The 17,071-nt window shown below is 47.8% G+C and carries 20 protein-coding genes; 15 read left to right on the forward strand and 5 right to left on the reverse strand.

Annotation, left to right across the window (positions count from 1 at the left end; genetic code table 11):
• Positions 1-84: 84 nt before the first annotated feature.
• Complete coding sequence (locus tag M662_RS01880; protein WP_081594805.1) at positions 85-342, reverse strand: heterocycloanthracin/sonorensin family bacteriocin; 258 nt, start codon at positions 340-342, stop codon at positions 85-87.
• Between the two features lie 179 nt (positions 343-521).
• On the opposite strand from M662_RS01880, the gene M662_RS01885 reads away from it, so the two are divergent.
• Complete coding sequence (locus tag M662_RS01885) at positions 522-1,373, forward strand: dimethylarginine dimethylaminohydrolase family protein (protein WP_026577009.1); 852 nt, start codon at positions 522-524, stop codon at positions 1,371-1,373.
• Between the two features lie 35 nt (positions 1,374-1,408).
• On the opposite strand, the gene M662_RS01890 is transcribed toward M662_RS01885, so the two are convergent.
• Positions 1,409-2,593 carry a pyridoxal phosphate-dependent aminotransferase gene (locus M662_RS01890; protein WP_026577008.1) on the reverse strand — a complete coding sequence of 395 codons (1,185 nt, stop codon included), beginning with the start codon at positions 2,591-2,593 and terminating at the stop codon, positions 1,409-1,411.
• A 131-nt stretch (positions 2,594-2,724) separates the two neighbouring features.
• Between M662_RS01890 and M662_RS01895 the strand changes: the two genes are divergently transcribed.
• A complete protein-coding gene (locus M662_RS01895; protein WP_026577007.1) occupies positions 2,725-4,056 on the forward strand; it encodes an FAD-dependent oxidoreductase in 1,332 nt (443 codons plus the stop codon).
• A 73-nt stretch (positions 4,057-4,129) separates the two neighbouring features.
• A complete protein-coding gene (locus M662_RS01900) occupies positions 4,130-5,224 on the forward strand; it encodes a nitric oxide synthase oxygenase (protein WP_026577006.1) in 1,095 nt (364 codons plus the stop codon).
• A gap of 18 nt (positions 5,225-5,242) precedes the next feature.
• On the opposite strand, the gene M662_RS01905 is transcribed toward M662_RS01900, so the two are convergent.
• Positions 5,243-6,025, reverse strand: coding sequence for a carbon-nitrogen family hydrolase (locus tag M662_RS01905; RefSeq protein WP_008633068.1), 783 nt, complete (start codon positions 6,023-6,025; stop codon positions 5,243-5,245).
• A gap of 144 nt (positions 6,026-6,169) precedes the next feature.
• Between M662_RS01905 and M662_RS01910 the strand changes: the two genes are divergently transcribed.
• The 8 genes from M662_RS01910 (at position 6,170) to M662_RS01945 (ending at position 13,416) form a co-directional block, all read left to right on the forward strand.
• The gene (locus tag M662_RS01910; protein ID WP_026577005.1) at positions 6,170-7,915 is read left to right on the forward strand and encodes a sensor histidine kinase; all 1,746 of its coding nucleotides are present in this window, start codon (positions 6,170-6,172) and stop codon (positions 7,913-7,915) included.
• On the forward strand, positions 7,912-8,643 hold the full coding sequence (locus M662_RS01915) for a LytR/AlgR family response regulator transcription factor (protein ID WP_026577004.1): 732 nt from the start codon (positions 7,912-7,914) through the stop codon (positions 8,641-8,643). The genes M662_RS01910 and M662_RS01915 overlap by 4 nt, the downstream gene beginning before the upstream one ends.
• Positions 8,644-8,781: 138 nt before the next feature.
• Positions 8,782-10,224 (forward strand): carbon starvation CstA family protein, encoded by a 1,443-nt coding sequence (locus M662_RS01920; protein ID WP_008633053.1) that lies wholly within the window; start codon positions 8,782-8,784, stop codon positions 10,222-10,224.
• A gap of 83 nt (positions 10,225-10,307) precedes the next feature.
• Positions 10,308-10,583, forward strand: a complete 276-nt coding sequence (locus M662_RS01925; protein ID WP_026577003.1) for a GNAT family N-acetyltransferase — start codon at positions 10,308-10,310, stop codon at positions 10,581-10,583.
• Positions 10,584-10,598: 15 nt separating this feature from the next.
• Positions 10,599-11,060 carry a GNAT family N-acetyltransferase gene (locus M662_RS01930; protein WP_026577002.1) on the forward strand — a complete coding sequence of 154 codons (462 nt, stop codon included), beginning with the start codon at positions 10,599-10,601 and terminating at the stop codon, positions 11,058-11,060.
• Between the two features lie 67 nt (positions 11,061-11,127).
• Positions 11,128-12,009 (forward strand): diacylglycerol/lipid kinase family protein, encoded by an 882-nt coding sequence (locus M662_RS01935; protein WP_008633046.1) that lies wholly within the window; start codon positions 11,128-11,130, stop codon positions 12,007-12,009.
• Positions 12,010-12,054: 45 nt separating this feature from the next.
• Positions 12,055-12,501, forward strand: coding sequence for a YueI family protein (locus M662_RS01940; RefSeq protein ID WP_008633043.1), 447 nt, complete (start codon positions 12,055-12,057; stop codon positions 12,499-12,501).
• Positions 12,502-12,762: 261 nt separating this feature from the next.
• A complete protein-coding gene (locus M662_RS01945; protein WP_008633042.1) occupies positions 12,763-13,416 on the forward strand; it encodes a peroxiredoxin-like family protein in 654 nt (217 codons plus the stop codon).
• Between the two features lie 202 nt (positions 13,417-13,618).
• Here M662_RS01945 and M662_RS01950 read toward each other — a convergent pair whose 3' ends face one another.
• Complete coding sequence (locus M662_RS01950; RefSeq protein WP_008633040.1) at positions 13,619-13,819, reverse strand: hypothetical protein; 201 nt, start codon at positions 13,817-13,819, stop codon at positions 13,619-13,621.
• A 556-nt stretch (positions 13,820-14,375) separates the two neighbouring features.
• Here M662_RS01950 and M662_RS01955 point away from each other — a divergent pair.
• Positions 14,376-15,029 carry a lytic transglycosylase domain-containing protein gene (locus tag M662_RS01955; RefSeq protein ID WP_026577001.1) on the forward strand — a complete coding sequence of 218 codons (654 nt, stop codon included), beginning with the start codon at positions 14,376-14,378 and terminating at the stop codon, positions 15,027-15,029.
• A 40-nt stretch (positions 15,030-15,069) separates the two neighbouring features.
• On the opposite strand, the gene M662_RS01960 is transcribed toward M662_RS01955, so the two are convergent.
• Positions 15,070-15,621, reverse strand: coding sequence for an NADPH-dependent FMN reductase (locus M662_RS01960; RefSeq protein ID WP_026577000.1), 552 nt, complete (start codon positions 15,619-15,621; stop codon positions 15,070-15,072).
• A 245-nt stretch (positions 15,622-15,866) separates the two neighbouring features.
• Between M662_RS01960 and M662_RS01965 the strand changes: the two genes are divergently transcribed.
• The 3 genes from M662_RS01965 (at position 15,867) to M662_RS01975 (ending at position 17,034) form a co-directional block, all read left to right on the forward strand.
• Positions 15,867-16,139: a YkvA family protein gene (locus M662_RS01965; protein ID WP_008633033.1), complete on the forward strand. Its 273-nt coding sequence runs from the start codon at positions 15,867-15,869 to the stop codon at positions 16,137-16,139.
• Between the two features lie 86 nt (positions 16,140-16,225).
• The gene (locus M662_RS01970) at positions 16,226-16,642 is read left to right on the forward strand and encodes an organic hydroperoxide resistance protein (RefSeq protein ID WP_008633032.1); all 417 of its coding nucleotides are present in this window, start codon (positions 16,226-16,228) and stop codon (positions 16,640-16,642) included.
• A 98-nt stretch (positions 16,643-16,740) separates the two neighbouring features.
• Positions 16,741-17,034, forward strand: a complete 294-nt coding sequence (locus M662_RS01975; RefSeq protein WP_236096532.1) for an iron-sulfur cluster assembly accessory protein — start codon at positions 16,741-16,743, stop codon at positions 17,032-17,034.
• Positions 17,035-17,071: the final 37 nt, after the last annotated feature.

A 17,071-nucleotide genomic window follows, 5' to 3' on the forward strand; every position in this document is an offset into this window, starting at 1 on the left:
TGATTCTATGTAGAGCTGTTTGTCTCTTATGAATAGAAAAAACCCCTGCACCGAACACAGCAGGGGTCGATCAATCTCATCTCCTTAACGGCCGCATCTTGCGCATCCGCCACAACGGGCGCATCCACCGCACCCGCCGCATCTTGCACAACCGGCACAACCTCCGCATCCGCCACAACCACCACAACCAGCACATCGGAAGCAGTTAAAGCATCCGAAACAACCGAATACACACAAGCGGGCGTCGTTGCCGTACACATTTGCCTGATCGTTTGGTGTTAATGGTTGAGCACGGTATTCCCCGACGTTCAAGTTCTGCAGGTCATTCTTGAAATGATTCATGTCCGTCCCCTCCTTCAAGGATTGTTCCAGCGAAAGAATCATCGCTTCCTCCACAAGTTATGAAAAAGGGTTGGGCAACGTTCCTCAAAGGATTTCAAACATGTTTTGTCGAATAATTGGTTAACGTAAGAAAGATAAGGGAATGGTTGAGCATAAGTAGAAATTGGAGGGTGGGCAAGATGGAAGGTGTGACGGAAAGTGAAAAAGTGGGTTGCAGGACGGAATATGCGACACTTAAGAAAGTACTTGTTTGCAAACCGGCTTATATGAAAATTGGAGAGGTCATTAACGAAACGCAGAAGCACTATGGCGACGTTGGTATCGATACCAGCATTGCTTTAAAGCAGCATGAAGCCTTTGTCCGTGTCCTGCAGGAATTCGGTGTAGAAGTGTTGGAAATACCAGCAGAACACCGGCTGAATGAGCAGGTGTTTACAAGAGATATTGCCTTTACCATTCACGACCGGCTTTTCATCGCCTCCATGAAACAGGCCGTAAGAAGAGGCGAAACCGAAGCGTTATCGAAGTGGCTGACACAAGAAGGTATCCCTGCAGAAAGGCCGTTGTCGTCCTCTATTGAAGGCGGAGACGTCATCATCGACGAGGATACGATCTGGGTGGGGATAAGCGGGAGGACGAGCGAAGAAGGGGCAAGTGAACTGGCCGCCCGCCTTCCGGATTATCGCATGGAGCCGCTCTGCCTGCAGGAAGACATCCTTCATCTGGACTGTGTTTTTAATATCATAAGCCCTGAGACAGCGATCATTTATCCTCCCGCATTCACGAAAGAAGGACTGGAGAAGATCAAGTCACGCTTTCGACTGATACCTGTTACAAAGAAAGAGCAGTTTTATATGGGACCGAATGTGCTTTCCATCGGAGAAGGACGAGTAATCAGTCTTCCTCAAAACGATCGGTTGAACGGGGTCCTGCAGTCGGAAGGCTTTGAAGTCGTCCCGGTCGATTTTTCAGAGATCATTAAATCCGGCGGGTCTTTCCGATGCTGCTCGATGCCGCTGCAGCGACAATAAAAAGACGAGCGCTCCATATAAGCGCTCGTCTTTTTTTATGCTTCCGTGTAGGAAAGGAATTCCTCGAATCGGCGGACAGATTCCTGAAGCTTCTCTTCGGAATTGTTGAGTCCGATCCGTACGTATCCTTCCCCGTGAGTACCGAATCCGACTCCGGGAGCTACGAACAACCCGACTTTTTGTAAAAGGGCATCTGCAAAAGATTGGGAGTCGTATCCTTCCGGGACTTTGAGCCATACGAAGAAGGACCCTTTGCACGGCATGACGTTGTATCCAGCTTCTTTTAAACCGGTAACGAGGAGGTCACGTCGCTCTTCATACGTATCTCTCAGTTCATGGACGCACGCCTGGGAGCTGAGTAGAGCGGTGGCGGATGCTTCCTGTAAGGCACCGAATAAGCTGCAGAAGTAGTGATCCTGAATAAGCTCAAGCGCTTCGATGACACTTGGATTGCCTACAGCGAACCCGACACGCCACCCGGCCATGTTATAGGTTTTGGACATGGTATATACTTCGACTCCGACGTTCTTGGCACCATCGACTTCCATGAAGCTGAGAGGTTTCTTTCCGTCGAATCCAATCGCCCCGTAGGCGAAGTCGTGGATGACACAGACATCGTTTTTCTCGGCTTCCGCAATGGTCCGTTCGAAAAATTCACGATCGGCGATCGCACCGGTCGGGTTATTAGGGTAATTGAGGAACATCATTTTCGCTTTTTGGAAGCTCTCTTCATCGATCTGGTCGTAATCCGGGAGAAAATCGTTCTCTTCCAGAAGGGGCATGGACTTCATTTCCGCGCCGACCATTTCAATTCCAGACCAATAATCCGGGTACCCGGGATCTGGAACCAGCGCGATATCACCCGGATCAAGTAAACATTGGCATAATTCCACCAGGCCGGTTTTACTGGCAGGGAGGATGGCTACCTCTGTCTTTGGATCGATATCGACCCCGTACTCCCGCTGATAGTACTCGGAGACGGCGTTTTTCAGGAAATCGAAACCGTGGAAGGGTGGATATTTGTGATATTCCGGATTTTCAGAAGCTTGCTGGAGCGATTCTACGATATGATTCGGGGTCGGCTGGTCTGGGTTTCCCTGTCCCAAGTTAAGGACCTCCATGGTCGCTTCTTTCTCAAATGCGGCCAGTTTATCGATCAGTGTAGCGAAGAATTGGTCAGGAAGACGCTTTAACGCTTTGGATTGCGGGAATTGTTTCATAGGTATCACCTCGGTTAGTTGTTGGAAAAGTCGAACAAAAAAACATTAAAGATAGTGTAACATGATGATGACGCGTGTGGGAACAATAGGTGCAAAGAATAGGAAAGCAGATAAGGATGAGGTGAAAGCAGATGAAGTTACTGATCATCGGAGGAGATGCTGCGGGGATGAGTGCAGCGATGCAGATAGTACGCAATAGTGAAGGTCATGAAATCATCGTGTTTGAGAGAGGAGAAATAACGTCCTACGGTCAGTGCGGCCTGCCTTATGTACTGAGTGGAGACGTGGACGATGCGGAAGACTTAATCGCACGTGACCCGGAGACGTTTCGGTCTAAATACGGAATCGACGTGCGGACGAACCACTTGGTCGAGAAGGTGGATTGTGATCGAAAGGTCGTCCATGGAACCGACGACAGAACCGGGGAAGCCTTTGAAGAAAAGTACGACAGGCTATTAATTGCTTCCGGTGCTTCTCCTGTTCTGCCGCCATGGGAGGGAAAGGATCTTCCCGGCATTTACACCTTGAAGACGATCCCGGATGTGGAGGCCATTAGGAAAGACATGACTCCCGATACGAAACGAGTGACAATCATTGGGGGCGGTTATATCGGACTTGAGTTGGCGGAAAGTTTCGTAACGATCGGTAAGGAAGTCCGCCTGATTCAGCGGGGGTCCCAGCTCGGTGAAATGTTTGATGAGGAAATGGCCTCCTCCATCCATGAGGAAGCGGAAAAGCACGGAGTGGATCTGCATCTTAATGAGTCGGTAGAAGCCTTCCGCGGGGAAGGGCGGGTTCGTACCGTTTGTACAGATCAAGGGGAGTATGACACGGACCTTGTCATCGTAGCAGTCGGTGTGACGCCTAATACTTCTTTTCTTGAGGGAACAGGCATCTTCAAGGGTCTGAAGGATGCTGTTTCGGTCAATGCCTTTATGGAGACAAGTATTCTCGACATCTATGCTGCTGGTGACTGCGCTATGCAGTACCACCGGGTCAAACAGAAGCTTGATTATATACCCCTTGGTACGCATGCGAACAAACAGGGGCAGATTGCCGGGTTGAATATGGTTGACCAGCACAAGTCGTTTCACGGAATTGTCGGGACCTCTATTCTGAAATTCTTCCACTTGTCCCTTGGACGAACAGGTTTAAGTGCTAAAGAAGCAGAGAGGGAGAAGATTCCTCATTTGTCGGTCACCATCGATTCCACCCATGCAGCCGGCTATTATTCCAAGGATGATCCGATGACGGTAAAGCTCGTCTATCACCAGTCTTCCCGGCGTCTGCTCGGCGGGCAGATCATCGGAGGAAGGGGTGTGGATAAAAGGGTGGATGTCCTTGCAACCGCTCTCTATCATGACATGACAGTGGATGATCTTCAGGACCTGGATTTATCGTATGCTCCTCCGTTCAACAGCGTATGGGATCCGATACAACAGGCTTCCCGTCGAGCTGAATAAGCGTTTCTTACTAGAGGTTCCACCATTTATGGTAGGATAAAAGCAGTAAGGAACGTACAGGAGGATTCAAGCTGTGAATATAGATCTATATGAAAAAGCGGAATCGTTCATCCGCCAATACTACCATGAACAAGGGGCGACCGGTTCGGAGGAGAGGCTTGAGCAGATAAAACAGGAGATCAGCCTGACAGGGACCTATACCCACACTTTTGAAGAGCTGGAGTACGGTGCGAAAGCCGCTTGGAGAAACAGCAACCGGTGTATCGGCCGGTTATTCTGGAACAGTTTGAAGGTGTTTGACCGTCGTCACCTGAATACAGAAGAGGATATCTTCCATGCTCTTATTGATCATCTGGATTATGCTACGAATAACGGAAGAATCCGCTCCACCATCACTATATTTCGACCGGAACAAGAAGAGGGAGCCGTACGAATATGGAATCACCAGCTGATCCGATACGCCGGTTATGAAGAGGAAAGCGGTATTGTCGGGGATCCTGCTTCCATCGATATAACGAAAGAGTGTATGGCGCGGGGCTGGTCCGGTTCAGGGAGGGCGTTCGATGTCCTGCCTCTTCTCGTTCAAATCGGTGATCAGGAACCTGAGATGTTTGATATTCCACAGGAAAGCATATTGGAAGTGTCTCTTCGTCACCCGGAGTTGGAGTGGTTCGAAGACCTTGGTCTTCGTTGGCATGCTGTGCCTGTGATTTCCGATATGCGCTTGGAAATAGGCGGCATCCATTATACAGCGGCGCCGTTTAACGGATGGTACATGGAAACAGAAATTGGTGCCAGAAACTTGGCAGACGAATTCCGCTATAATCTGCTTCCTGTTGTTGCAGAAGCGATGGGGCTCGATACGAAAAGGAATAGAACGCTATGGAAGGATCGGGCCTTGATTGAGCTTAATCAGGCAGTCCTCCATTCTTACAAAGAAGATAAGGTAAGCGTGGTTGATCACCATACGGCAGCTCAACAATTCCAGCTCTTTGAGAACAAAGAGCACCAATGCGGCCGTGAAGTCACCGGCGATTGGTCTTGGCTGATTCCGCCGGTTTCTCCTGCTTCGACGCACATTTTTCATTCCAGTTATGAGAACCGGATCGAAACACCGAACTATTTTTATCAGGAACCTGCTTATAAGAAGAACCTTGCACCGGAGTAATCGATGCAAGGTTCTTTTTTATTCATATAAATCCGGGCGTCGGTCCTGGAAAATAGGAATTTGTTTTCGGATATCCTCTACAGCTTCCCAATTTACTTCTGCGTATAGGATTTCTTCTTCGGACCCAGCTTCGGCAAGTACTTTCCCCCATGGGTCGATGATGACGGAATGGCCGCCGAATGTGTTGGCTTCATCAGAGCCGACACGGTTGCAGGCGATCACGAAGCACTGGTTTTCAATCGCTCTGCTGATCAGAAGATTTCGCCAATGATCCACGCGCGGCTTCGGCCATTCGGCAGTGACGAACAGTGCTTTGGCTCCATGAATCATATGGGAACGCAGCCATTCCGGAAAGCGGATATCGTAACAGATAACGGCGGCCAGCGGAGCGCCCTCCAAATGGAACAAGCCTTTCTCGTTCCCTGATTCCAGGAACTTTTCTTCGTCCATCAGTCGGAACAGGTGGGCTTTTCGATAGGACAGGATCCGCTCACCCGAGGGGTCATACGCGACAAATGTGTTGTAAAAGACGTCATCTTCCCGTTCGGCAACCGATCCCATAATGGTCACTTCATAATCACATGCCATTTCTTTCATTAACAAATGTGTTGGTCCACTCATCGTTTCTGCAAGTTCATCGAAACGGGATAGATCGTAACCCGTCGTCCATAGTTCAGGTAACACAATTACAGAGCTCCCGTTTTCAGCTGCCTCTTTGATTTTTACAGCTGCCGCTTTCCGGTTTGCCTCCGGGTTGCCAAGTACAATGTTCATTTGAATAATAGCTATTTTCTTCATCATTAGGATCACCTCATTTCCAAAAGTGTACCAAAGAAAGCGGGGGATTGCCTGTATTTTCTGAATATATCTCGTTTTGCTCCTTTACATGAACCGTTTTCAAACATGGTACAATAAGTGAAAAAAGTACAGAGAGGAAGGCGAGCGATGTTTGAACTGTTCCTTCCCATGTTGGAGCGACTCGGTATCATCGTGACCGTCGCTTTCATCATAACGAGGTTCCGTTTTTTTCGGGAACTGATAGATAAAAAGACCTTGGATTCCGGACAGCAGTTCATGGCTGTCGTCTTTTTCGGGGTGTTCGGTATCATCGGCACCTATACAGGGATTACCTACAATACGGATTCATTGGATTTCGGAAGGTGGGCCTTTAATTTAGGAGAATCGGAAGCGCTTGCTAATTCCAGAGTCATCGGAATTGTGGCTGCCGGATTATTCGGAGGGTACCGGATTGGAATCGGCGCAGGCGTAATCGCGGGGCTGCATCGGTTTTCTCTGGGTGGTTTCACCGGTCTTGCCTGCGGAATCTCTGCTGTCGTGGCCGGGCTCCTTGCCGGCTTGTTCCATAAGAAAGACAGACCATTAAAGCTGACAACGGCCCTGCTCGTCGGTGCATTGGCGGAGACGGTGCAGATGGGCATCATTCTCCTTACTGCGTCCCCTTTTTCAAGAGCGTGGGGGCTTGTTCAGGAAATCGGCTTACCCATGATTGCCGCGAACGGTGTCGGGGCTGCATTGTTCCTGTTAATCATACGGAATGTGCTTCATGAAGAAGAGAAAGTAGGAGCTCTTCAAGCTCAGAAAGCATTAAAGCTGGCGGAGTCCACCGTTTCTCATTTAAGAAAAGGATTGTCTGCCCAGTCGGCAGGACAGGCCTGCCGTATCATTTATGAAGAAGTGGATGTCAGCGCAATTTCCATGACGGATAAGAATGATATCCTTGCCCATGTAGGTCTTGCTGATGATCATCATAAGTCCGGAGTTCCGATTCAGACAGATGCGACGAAGCAGGTCATCAGAGACGGAAAGATGGCGATAGCAGGTCACGAAGAGATTCATTGTCAAACGGCAAGATGCCCATTAGGAGCGGCAGTCATCGCTCCGCTGATGAAGCGGCAGGAAGTAGTGGGAACGTTGAAATTCTATGTGCGTTCAGAAAAGGATATATCCAATGTACTGATTGAGTTGATTCAAGGGTTGAGTGCCCTCCTCAGCCAACAACTGGAACTTGCCGATGCGGAAAGAGCGCAGGAACTTGCTAGAGAAGCGGAAGTGAAAGCTCTCCAGGCGCAGGTGAATCCGCATTTTCTGTTCAATTCCTTAAACGTAATCGTATCCTTGACGAGAACAGAGCCGGATCGTGCCCGCTCCTTGTTAATAGCGCTCTCTAAGTTCTTCCGCCAGAACCTCAATGCGACACGGAAAACCTGGATTACCTTAGAAGAAGAATTGAAGCATGTGAAGGCATACCTGTTGATCGAAGAGACACGATTTGTGGATCGGCTCCACGTCTATTACGACGTAGATGAAGCTGCTTTGACAGCAAGGATAGCCCCATTGACGCTTCAACCCTTAGTGGAGAACTGTATGAAGCATGGAATTAAAGATCAGGATGGAGAAGCGGTTATCCGGATTTCTGTCAAAGCAGAGGAGGACGGCGTCCGTGTCTCCATAGAAGATAATGGCACAGGGATCGATCCCGAACGCTTGGAAACGCTCGGAACAGATTACGTCGATTCACATAATGGTACCGGCTTTGGTATTTATAACGTGAACAGACGGTTGGAGCACATGCATGGAAAAGGATCCACACTTTCGATTAAAAGTGAGCATGGAGCGGGTACGGAAATTACGTTTTTATTGCCCGTGGAAAGGCAGGAGATTACACGATGATGGAGAAAATACGTGTAGTGATCGTTGATGATGAACGTTTCAGCAGAGAAGAATTGAACTTTCTTCTGAATCAATACCCAGAGCTCGAAGTGGTAGGAGAAGCAGGGTCCGGAGAAGAAGCGGTGATGAAGACGCTCCAGCTTCAACCGGACGTATTATTCCTGGATGTGGAGATGCCGAAGATGGACGGCATGGAAGTAGCGAAAGCTGTTCAGGAATTAAAGAAACAGCCCATTATTGTGTTTGCAACGGCATATCCCGATTTTGCTGTCGAAGCGTTCCGTCACCAGGCGGTGGACTATCTATTGAAGCCGTTTGAGGAAGAGCGCCTGAACGAGACGGTGGAACGGGTGATCCGGCTGATGCAGCCGGAAACGGAAACTTTGTCTCAAACCGGCCCGTCAAGGCTTGCTGTCGAGGGGGAGGAGCGTATTGATTACATCGACCCCGGAGATATCATGTATGTGTACCGCGATGGGCGGGTGACCAAGATTGCAGGAAGAAACGGCACCTACGAGACGAAGGCTCCTTTGAAGGAAATCGAAGAGCGGCTGCGGTCTTATTCCTTTTATCGGATTCACAAAAGCTATCTTGTTAACTTGGACTATATCGATCGGTTGACTCCATGGTTCAACGGAGCGTATCAGCTCGAATTGAAAGGAACCGAGGAGCGTCTGTCTGTCAGCAGAAACTATGTGAAAGGCTTGCGTAAACAATTAGAGCTATAGGAGTACCCGTGCTGTTTTTCAGTACGGGTATTTGACGTGTTGGGCCGCCTATTCGACATCTTAAGCTGGAAACGACTCATGAAAGCGTTATCCTGGTACATTATTTGTAAGCGATTACAATGATGGGGAGGAAAATCCATGATTACGTTTCTGGTCAGTATTGCTATTTTAATTGTCGGTTACTTCACATATGGTAAGTACGTAGAGAAAGTTTTCGGTGTCAATGAAAAACGTCAGACGCCTGCTTATTCCCACGGCGACGGGGTCGATTATCTGCCGATGGGAGAGAAGAGAAATTCCTTGATTCAATTACTGAATATCGCCGGTGTCGGTCCCATCTTCGGTCCGATCCTTGGTGCTTTATACGGTCCTGTTGCGTTTCTATGGATTGTGTTCGGCTGTATCTTTGCCGGTGCCGTCCATGATTATTTGACAGGTATGATTTCGATCCGTAACCGTGGTGCGCACCTTCCTGAGCTTGCCGGTAAATTCCTTGGTAAAGTGATGAAGCATGTGGTGAATGCCTTTGCTATTCTTTTGCTGGTCCTTGTGGGAACGGTCTTCGTCACCGCCCCTGCAGATCTTCTGCACAATATGACGAGCAGCTGGTTGTCTCTACCTGTAATTCTAGCAGCTATTTTCGTTTACTATCTGTTGGCGACGATGCTTCCGATCGATAAAATCATCGGGCGGTTCTATCCGATCTTCGGCGCCCTTCTTGTTGTCAGTGCTCTTGGTGTCGGCATCTCGTTGATTGTGACAGGAGCACCAATTCCTGAGCTCAGCCTTACGAATATGCACCCGGATAATGCGCCGATCTTCCCGCTGTTGTTTCTTACTATTTCCTGCGGAGCTCTTTCCGGCTTCCATGCTACTCAGACGCCGATCATTTCCCGTACGACTCAGCAGGAGAAGCAAGGGCGCCGCATCTTCTACGGCATGATGATTGCAGAAGGAATTATCGCCATGATCTGGGCCGCTGCAGCCATGAGCTTGTTCAACGGCTCTGCCGGTCTGAATGAAGTGCTTGCTTCCGGTGGACCTGCTGCGGTGGTAAGCGAAGTGTCGATCGCTATGCTTGGAGCAGTCGGCGGAACGCTTGCCGTCCTTGGTGTCATCATTCTCCCGATCACTTCCGGAGATACTGCTTTCCGGAGTGCCCGAATGATCATTGCTGATTACCTGAATATTTCCCAGAAGAAGATTATGAGCCGGTTGTGGATCGCCCTGCCGCTGTTCGTTATCTCCTTCGTATTGACCCGCGTCGATTTCACTCTGCTTTGGAGATACTTCTCCTGGGCTAACCAATCGACGGCCGTCATTGCCTTATGGGTTGGAGCAATGTATTTATTCCTTGCCAGGAAGAACTATTTCATTGCAGCTATCCCGGCAACATTTATGACAATGGCTACCTTTACGTACATTCTTAATGCACCGATCGGCTTCGGGCTTTCTATCAATATTTCCTATATCCTGTCCGCCGTCATTACGGTAGCGATTGTAGCAGCATTCTTTATCGCCGCAAGGAAAGGATTGAATCGTAATATTCCGCTGGAGGAAGAACTGAAACCGACGGCATAAGGATAAACACCTGCTGGATCATTCCGGCAGGTGTTTTTTCGCAGGTGGAAAATGGGTATGCTCTTATAAAAGGAGTGATAACAATGGACAGAATAATACATGAATCCAAAGGAGAATTTTATATCGGTGGTGTGGACAGCCCTGATGCCCAGTTGTTTTTTGAAGAGGATGACAATGTGATCACCATCACAAGTACAGAAGTGACACCAGCCCAGCGAGAGCAGGGACTCGGAAAAGATCTGGTTGATCACGTCGTCAACTATGCAAGAAAAGAGAAGAAGAAGGTAGATCCTGTTTGCTCGTTTGCATACGATGTGATAAAAAGTACACCAGAGTATCATGTAGTTTGGAAAGAGTGAAGGAGGAAGCAATACATGGAAGTCCGTGAGCCTTTGGAGCGCGACTTGATGCATTTTACAAGATACAGCATCGATTTTCTTCATGTGATGAAAGAGAGGGAGACAACCAAGGAAGCGAGAGCGGAGCAGCTTAGAGAAAGGAAATTCTGGGCTGCCGACGTTTTCCTCTCTGAAGATCCGAAACAGAAACTGTACGTCGCTGAAGTTCAGGGACGGATGACAGGGTATGCGCTTGGAAGAATGGATGACAATAATCAAGGTACAATTCAAGAAATATATGTGGACGAATTTTATCGGCGGGAAGGTATCGGTTCCCACCTCTGCCGGGCAGTATTGGCTTGGATGGACGAGCAAAATGTCAGCGATGTGCGGGTGTCGCCACCATTCGATCTGCAACGCAGCCTGGACGGGTTTCTAAGGGCCGTCGGTTTTTGCCCGGTGCAGACAACCTATTCGTTCCAGAAAAATTCACGTTAGAATGCGTTTCTTCTCCTCTGTGAAAAGGAAAGAAGAGAGCAGAGGCAAGCGGAGGAGGAATACAGGTATGGATAAAGCGATGATTATAGTGAACCCTTCATCTGGGAAAGAAGAAGCGTTGGATCATGTGAAACGGATCGAGGAGATTTTGGAAGAGAAAGGATATCAAACGAAGGTTGTGCAGACAGAGAAAGAATTGGATGCCACCAAGTATTGTCAGGACGCTTGTAAAGACGAATTCCGTCTGGTCGTTTCGATGGGAGGAGACGGTACCCTGCATGAAACCATCAATGGAATGGTTGACCAAGATCATCGGCCCTTGCTTGGCATCATACCACTCGGGACGGTGAATGATTTCGCCAGAGCGCTTGATATACCCCTTCATATCGAGGAAGCGATTGAAGTGCTCCGTTCGGATCGAACCAAACAGGTCGATATCGGGAAGTTCAATGAGGACTATTTTGTCAACATTGTCGCGGCGGGAGCCATTGCAGAGGCCGTCTATGACGTCTCCCCTGATTTGAAGACAAAATTCGGTCCTTTCGCCTATATTGTTGAGGGTGTGAAAACACTCACCGCCAACTCAAGCTACCCGCTCAGGATCGATTACGACAATAAGGCCTGGGAAGGGGAGGCGCTTCTTTTTCTCGCTGCATTGACCAACTCGACAGGCGGATTCGAGAAAATGGCACCGGAGGCGGAAGTGAATGACGGTGTCATTCATTGTTATGTCGTTCCGAAAGTGAGCATGATTCGTCTAGGTTCGATACTAACGGCAATCATGAGGGGCAACTTGAAGAGTGTGGAAGGTGTCCATTACTTTACAGCAGAAAAAGTAAGGCTGACTTCCGAGGCGGAGCTTGTCACAAACGTAGACGGAGAAGAGGGGGCGGGTCTGCCGGTGGAACTGGCGATTCTTCCTTCCCACATTGACGTCCTTGTTCCTTGATGGAACAGGACGGCGACAGATACAGCAGGAGAATGAGGTGCACGTATGAAGAAACGTAACGTCGATGATTATTTGCAGGAAGGGATATACGGGACGCCGGAAACCAAACCTTCCGAACGGAAGCAGTACTTAGGAACCATCCGTGAACGAGTGATTCTTGTTCTTACGAAAGGACAGGTTATGCAGGGAACGGCAAAGAAGGAGCTTTCATCCCGGATGAAGCAATATAAGGATGCGACTCTGTTGTTGAACGGGGAAGTGAGTTATCGCTTTCTCAGTCCATACATGGACATTGCTGAAGAGGAGAGCATCCATCATACCATGGTTTCCAACCAGGAAGCGGATACGGATACAGGACTTGTCCTGACCGTTGATTATCCTGTGGAATTGGAGGATGTAACGGTTAATCCTTCCGTAACTGGCGTGGAAGAAAAAAGTGTCCAGCGAGGTTGGAAAGGGTGGATGCGTTCCCTTTTTAAGCCGAAGGAATAAAGTAAGGAAGAAAACGACTGCCGGGCGGAGGCTCGGGAGACCGTGCGTATACGTCTCGTTCGGTTTGTTGAAGCCTGCCCGCATCCTCTTGTTAGGAGAGAAGCCATCCCAGGCACATCGATGACTGCTGCTATGGATGTGGATAGGATATGGCCTTTTTTGCTGGAAGTTTATGCTGATTGTATGAAGACGTATCATTTTATGTTTAGAAAGATTCCAAGTAAAATGAAAATCGAAAATGATCCAAAAGGAGTTTTTCGAATGACAACTGATATGCGCAGCCAGTTTGACCAATATATCGAGAATTTTAAACAAAATACTTCTAAGGAAGTACAGGACAAGATGAGGAACGCCATTGATGAATTGGAAAATTCTGAAGAAGGTAACGGTCTTTCTGAAGGAGAAAAAGCACCGGACTTCACCCTTCCAGATGCTAAAGGCGGTCAGGTTCAGCTTTCCGAACAGCTTAAGTTTGGTCCTGTCATCGTGACCTTCTATCGTGGCGGGTGGTGCCCTTACTGTAATATGGAATTGCGTGCGTATCAGGAGATCCTGGATGACATCCATAAGGAGGGGGCTCAGCTAATTGCCATCAGCCCGCAGACTCCGGACCAGTCCATGACGACCCAGGAGAAAAATGACCTGCAGTACCATGTATTGAGTGATGTTGGAAACAAAGCAGCCCGGCAGTTCAATCTCGTTTACAAGCTTCCGGACTATCTCGTTGAAGTATATAAGGACAAAGGGTTGAACGTGGACAAACATAACGGAGACGATTCCTGGACGCTTCCAGTTTCCGCGACTTACATCATTGATACAGATGGTTCGATCGTTTATGAATATACTAAATCTGACTATAAGGACCGTGCAGAGCCTTCAGAAGTTCTACAGGAGCTGAAAAAGGTAAAAGCGTAAATAAAAAGACGTCCCCCACGTGGAGGACGTCTTTTATTTTTTTATACCTTTCTTTAAAAATCTACCTTCGGAATAAAAAGGACAGGGTTAATTTCAGACCATAGACTAAAAAAAGACTGTCGAGGAAGTGCTCGGCAGTCTTTTTGAATGGAAGCGGACATTGACTTCACAGGAGGACGAGAACGGATGCTTCTTCTGTCAATTACCTAAACTGTCGGAACAGTCTTGATAAGCCAAGGATAATAAGTGCGAAAGAAAATAGAATCATTGCAATGTACCCGGCATAGTAAAGGAATTGATCGAAGAAATTACCGGCTGTGTCACCGATGCTGAACAAAGCATACCCGGCGATCAGTACAGATAAATAAAGGAATACACGACCATCAGCTTTCAAATCCACCATGTCTTTCACCTCCTCTCCTCACCAATATATGCAGGAGGGAGAACCATTATTTATCTTTTCTCCATAAAATTCGACAGCTTGTCCACCGGCATAAAGAAAAACCCCTTTCCATAGTGGAAAGGGGGATGGCACGTACTTTTCATTGAGGGAAGCAGACCATGAAATCTACAGGCTATTTTTCCTGGCGGGGAAAAATAGTAGGGTGATTCGACGTAAGAGACAAAAGAGAGTACCTATACCGATGATGAAGGATTCGGTCCTTCATCAGACAAATGTGCAGAACGTGGACAACCAGAACACGCCCGGCACGGTGAATAACGAGGATCTCTTTTGTTAACTATATTGTAACATTTTCCGACTGTCATCCGCTTTGGGAAAAGTAAAGATGGAAGGTGCTAATGGTTTGGGCTTTTGTCGAAGTATTTTCACAAGTTTTTACTTGTTCTGGAAAAGTGTGTGTTTTTTCGACTTTTTTCACTACAATCAAATGGCAGATTGTCGACTCATTGGGATTGATGTAAAATAATAGATAATAAAAGGTTGGAGGAATGAAAAGGTGGATATCCGTAATTATCAGTACTTGATTCAGCTGCAGGCAATGTCAATGATGAGCGGCGGTATAAATCAAACGTCCGGCTTGATGCAGGGGCCGACGTTCCAAAGCCTGCTCCAAGCGGCTATGTCTTCTCCGTTCGGCAGTCAGGATGATGAAGGCGGAGAGGCTCCGATGTTATCCGTTGGTTCCAATACGTACAACACTGTCCCGCTGTCCTTCTCTTCTCTTCCTTCTCCACAGCCGGAACCGGTAGAGAAAGAGGTAGTGCAGGAAAGCACGGCACCGAGTTCCATCGATCAGTTGATTACGAAAGCTGCCGAACGATTTGGTGTAGATGAACGCCTTGTCCGTGCGGTGGTCCATACAGAGTCGAACTTTAAAGCAGATGCAACAAGCCACGCTGGTGCGCAGGGACTCATGCAGCTCATGCCTGCGACAGCTAGAGCACTGGGAGTCAAGAATCCATTCGACGCAGAGGATAATTTAATGGGTGGAACGAAATATTTAAAGCAGATGCTGGACCGCTATGATGGAAATAAGAAGCTTGCGCTGGCCGCTTACAATGCGGGACCGGGAAACGTGGACAAGTACAACGGTATTCCACCTTTCCGGGAGACACAGAATTATGTCGGCAAAGTCCTTGCCAAAACATGAAAAAACCTGACCGGATCCCTATGTGGGACGGTCAGGTTTTTTATTTATCCGGCTCTAAATGCCGGCTCATCTGCATGTATTTATTAAATACGACGGTCATTTCTTTTAAACGGTTGCGCACATCCTCATCGATCAGTTCTCCCTGGGTGGAGAAGTGGTTCGTGTGGGTGTAGACATAGTTCGGTGTCACCATACAGCGGAAGTAATTCAAGATCGGTTTCAATTGATTCTCGATGACCAGATGGTGCTGCAGTGTACCGCCGTTTGCTACGATCGAAACGGGCTTATAACGCATGGCCAGCGGGGATACTGCATCGAAAACATTCTTTAACGTTCCAGGAATGGATCCTTGGAAGATGGGTGTCGCGATTACATAGGCATCTGCACTTTCTACGGCCTGAATAAGCGCCTGCATATCTTCATTATATTCGTCCGCAGGCCTCCCATCGACGAATTGCAGGTCATAATTCTCCAAATCGACGATCTGGGTGTCGTGGGTGTCCGGAAGGTTTTGTATATATCCTTCTATTTCATTTAACAATGTTCTCGTTTTCTTACCGACAATTGTTCCATTCAACAATAAGATCCTCATCAACGTTCTCTCCTTTATTTTCTAGAACCTAACATAGCGTATGCAAAAATGAATGAAGTGGGCTTTATAACAAGTGCTGATATGTATGCCTGTGTAGAAACGGTCGATGGACCGACTATATCGAATAAGAGAAGTGCCGGTCCCGTCCATTTCATGGTAAAGTATCACGTAAGTTAAAGCAATCGTAAGCGGACGCTGGTACAGCGGCTTAGGTGCCGTTATAATGAGGTAGAGGAGTGAAGATCATGATCAAAATGCTCAGACGGATCAAGTTCCTTCTACATATAAGAAAATCGATACCTTTCCTCATCCGTTTCTTTCGATCGGCAGAAGTGACCCCCTGGAAAAAATGGCTTTCTTTGCTGTTTTTGCTCGGCTATGTCGCTTTTCCGTGGGATTTAATACCTGATTTCCTTTTGGTCATTGGTTTTATCGATGATCTCGCTGTCCTGACGTTCGTTCTACAGCTTATGGTGAGGATGGCTCCGGATTCGCTGAAGGAAGAATATGAGGTATAGGAGGATTAGGAAGGTTTAATGTAGGGAATTATGAGGTATGAGTTTATTGTGAATGATTTTAAATAATCAGTCGAGGAGTGGTGATTTTGAGTAAAGCAATGTTTACAGCACACGCAACAGCTAAAGGTGGACGTAACGGCCATGTCATTTCTGATGATGGTTTGATCGATTTGAACCTGGTCCAGCCGGGTGAAGGAAATGAAAAAGGTTCCAACCCTGAGCAGCTGTTTGCTGCCGGATATTCTGCATGCTATGACGGTGCATTGAACCTAATGGCAAGCAAGCAGAAGAAAGACATCGATTCAGAGGTCACTGCTGACGTAAGTCTGTTGAAAGATGAGTCGGACAACGGCTTCAAAATCGGCGTTGTACTTAATGTTGATATTAAGGGAGTGACGCAGGAAGAAGCTGAGGAGCTTGCGAAAGCTGCCCACGAATTCTGCCCATACTCCAAAGCGACTCGTGGTAACATCGAAGTAGAACTTAAGCCAAGAGCTGTATAAGTCATACCTTTAGAAGCACCCGTTTTCCGGGTGCTTCTTTGTTTGCAATCCTGTTATTTTATCGATTCGGAAAAGTGTGGTATTTTAGAGGCGGAGGGATGAAGGTCATGAAGATAACCGATCAAGCAAGAGACTTACTGCATCAGATCTTAGAAGACGAAGAAGCCGGTTGTCTCCGCCTGTTTTTTGCCGGGTACGGCTGCGGGGAACCTGATATCGGAATGACGATCGGGGAACCTCAGGCAGATGACGAACTGCATCAGATCAACGATATCCCCGTTGCAATCGACGGGCGGATCATGCATCTGACGGAAACGTTAACGATTGAAGGCAAACAGACGATGGAAGGACCGAAGTTTCAATTAAGCGGTCTACCGGAAAAAGAGTGTTGACTTCCCACTATCCAGCTGGATGTGGGTTTATTTTTTA

The sequence above is a fragment of the Bacillus sp. SB49 genome, from assembly GCF_000469135.2.
Classification (GTDB): domain Bacteria; phylum Bacillota; class Bacilli; order Bacillales; family Halobacillaceae; genus Halobacillus.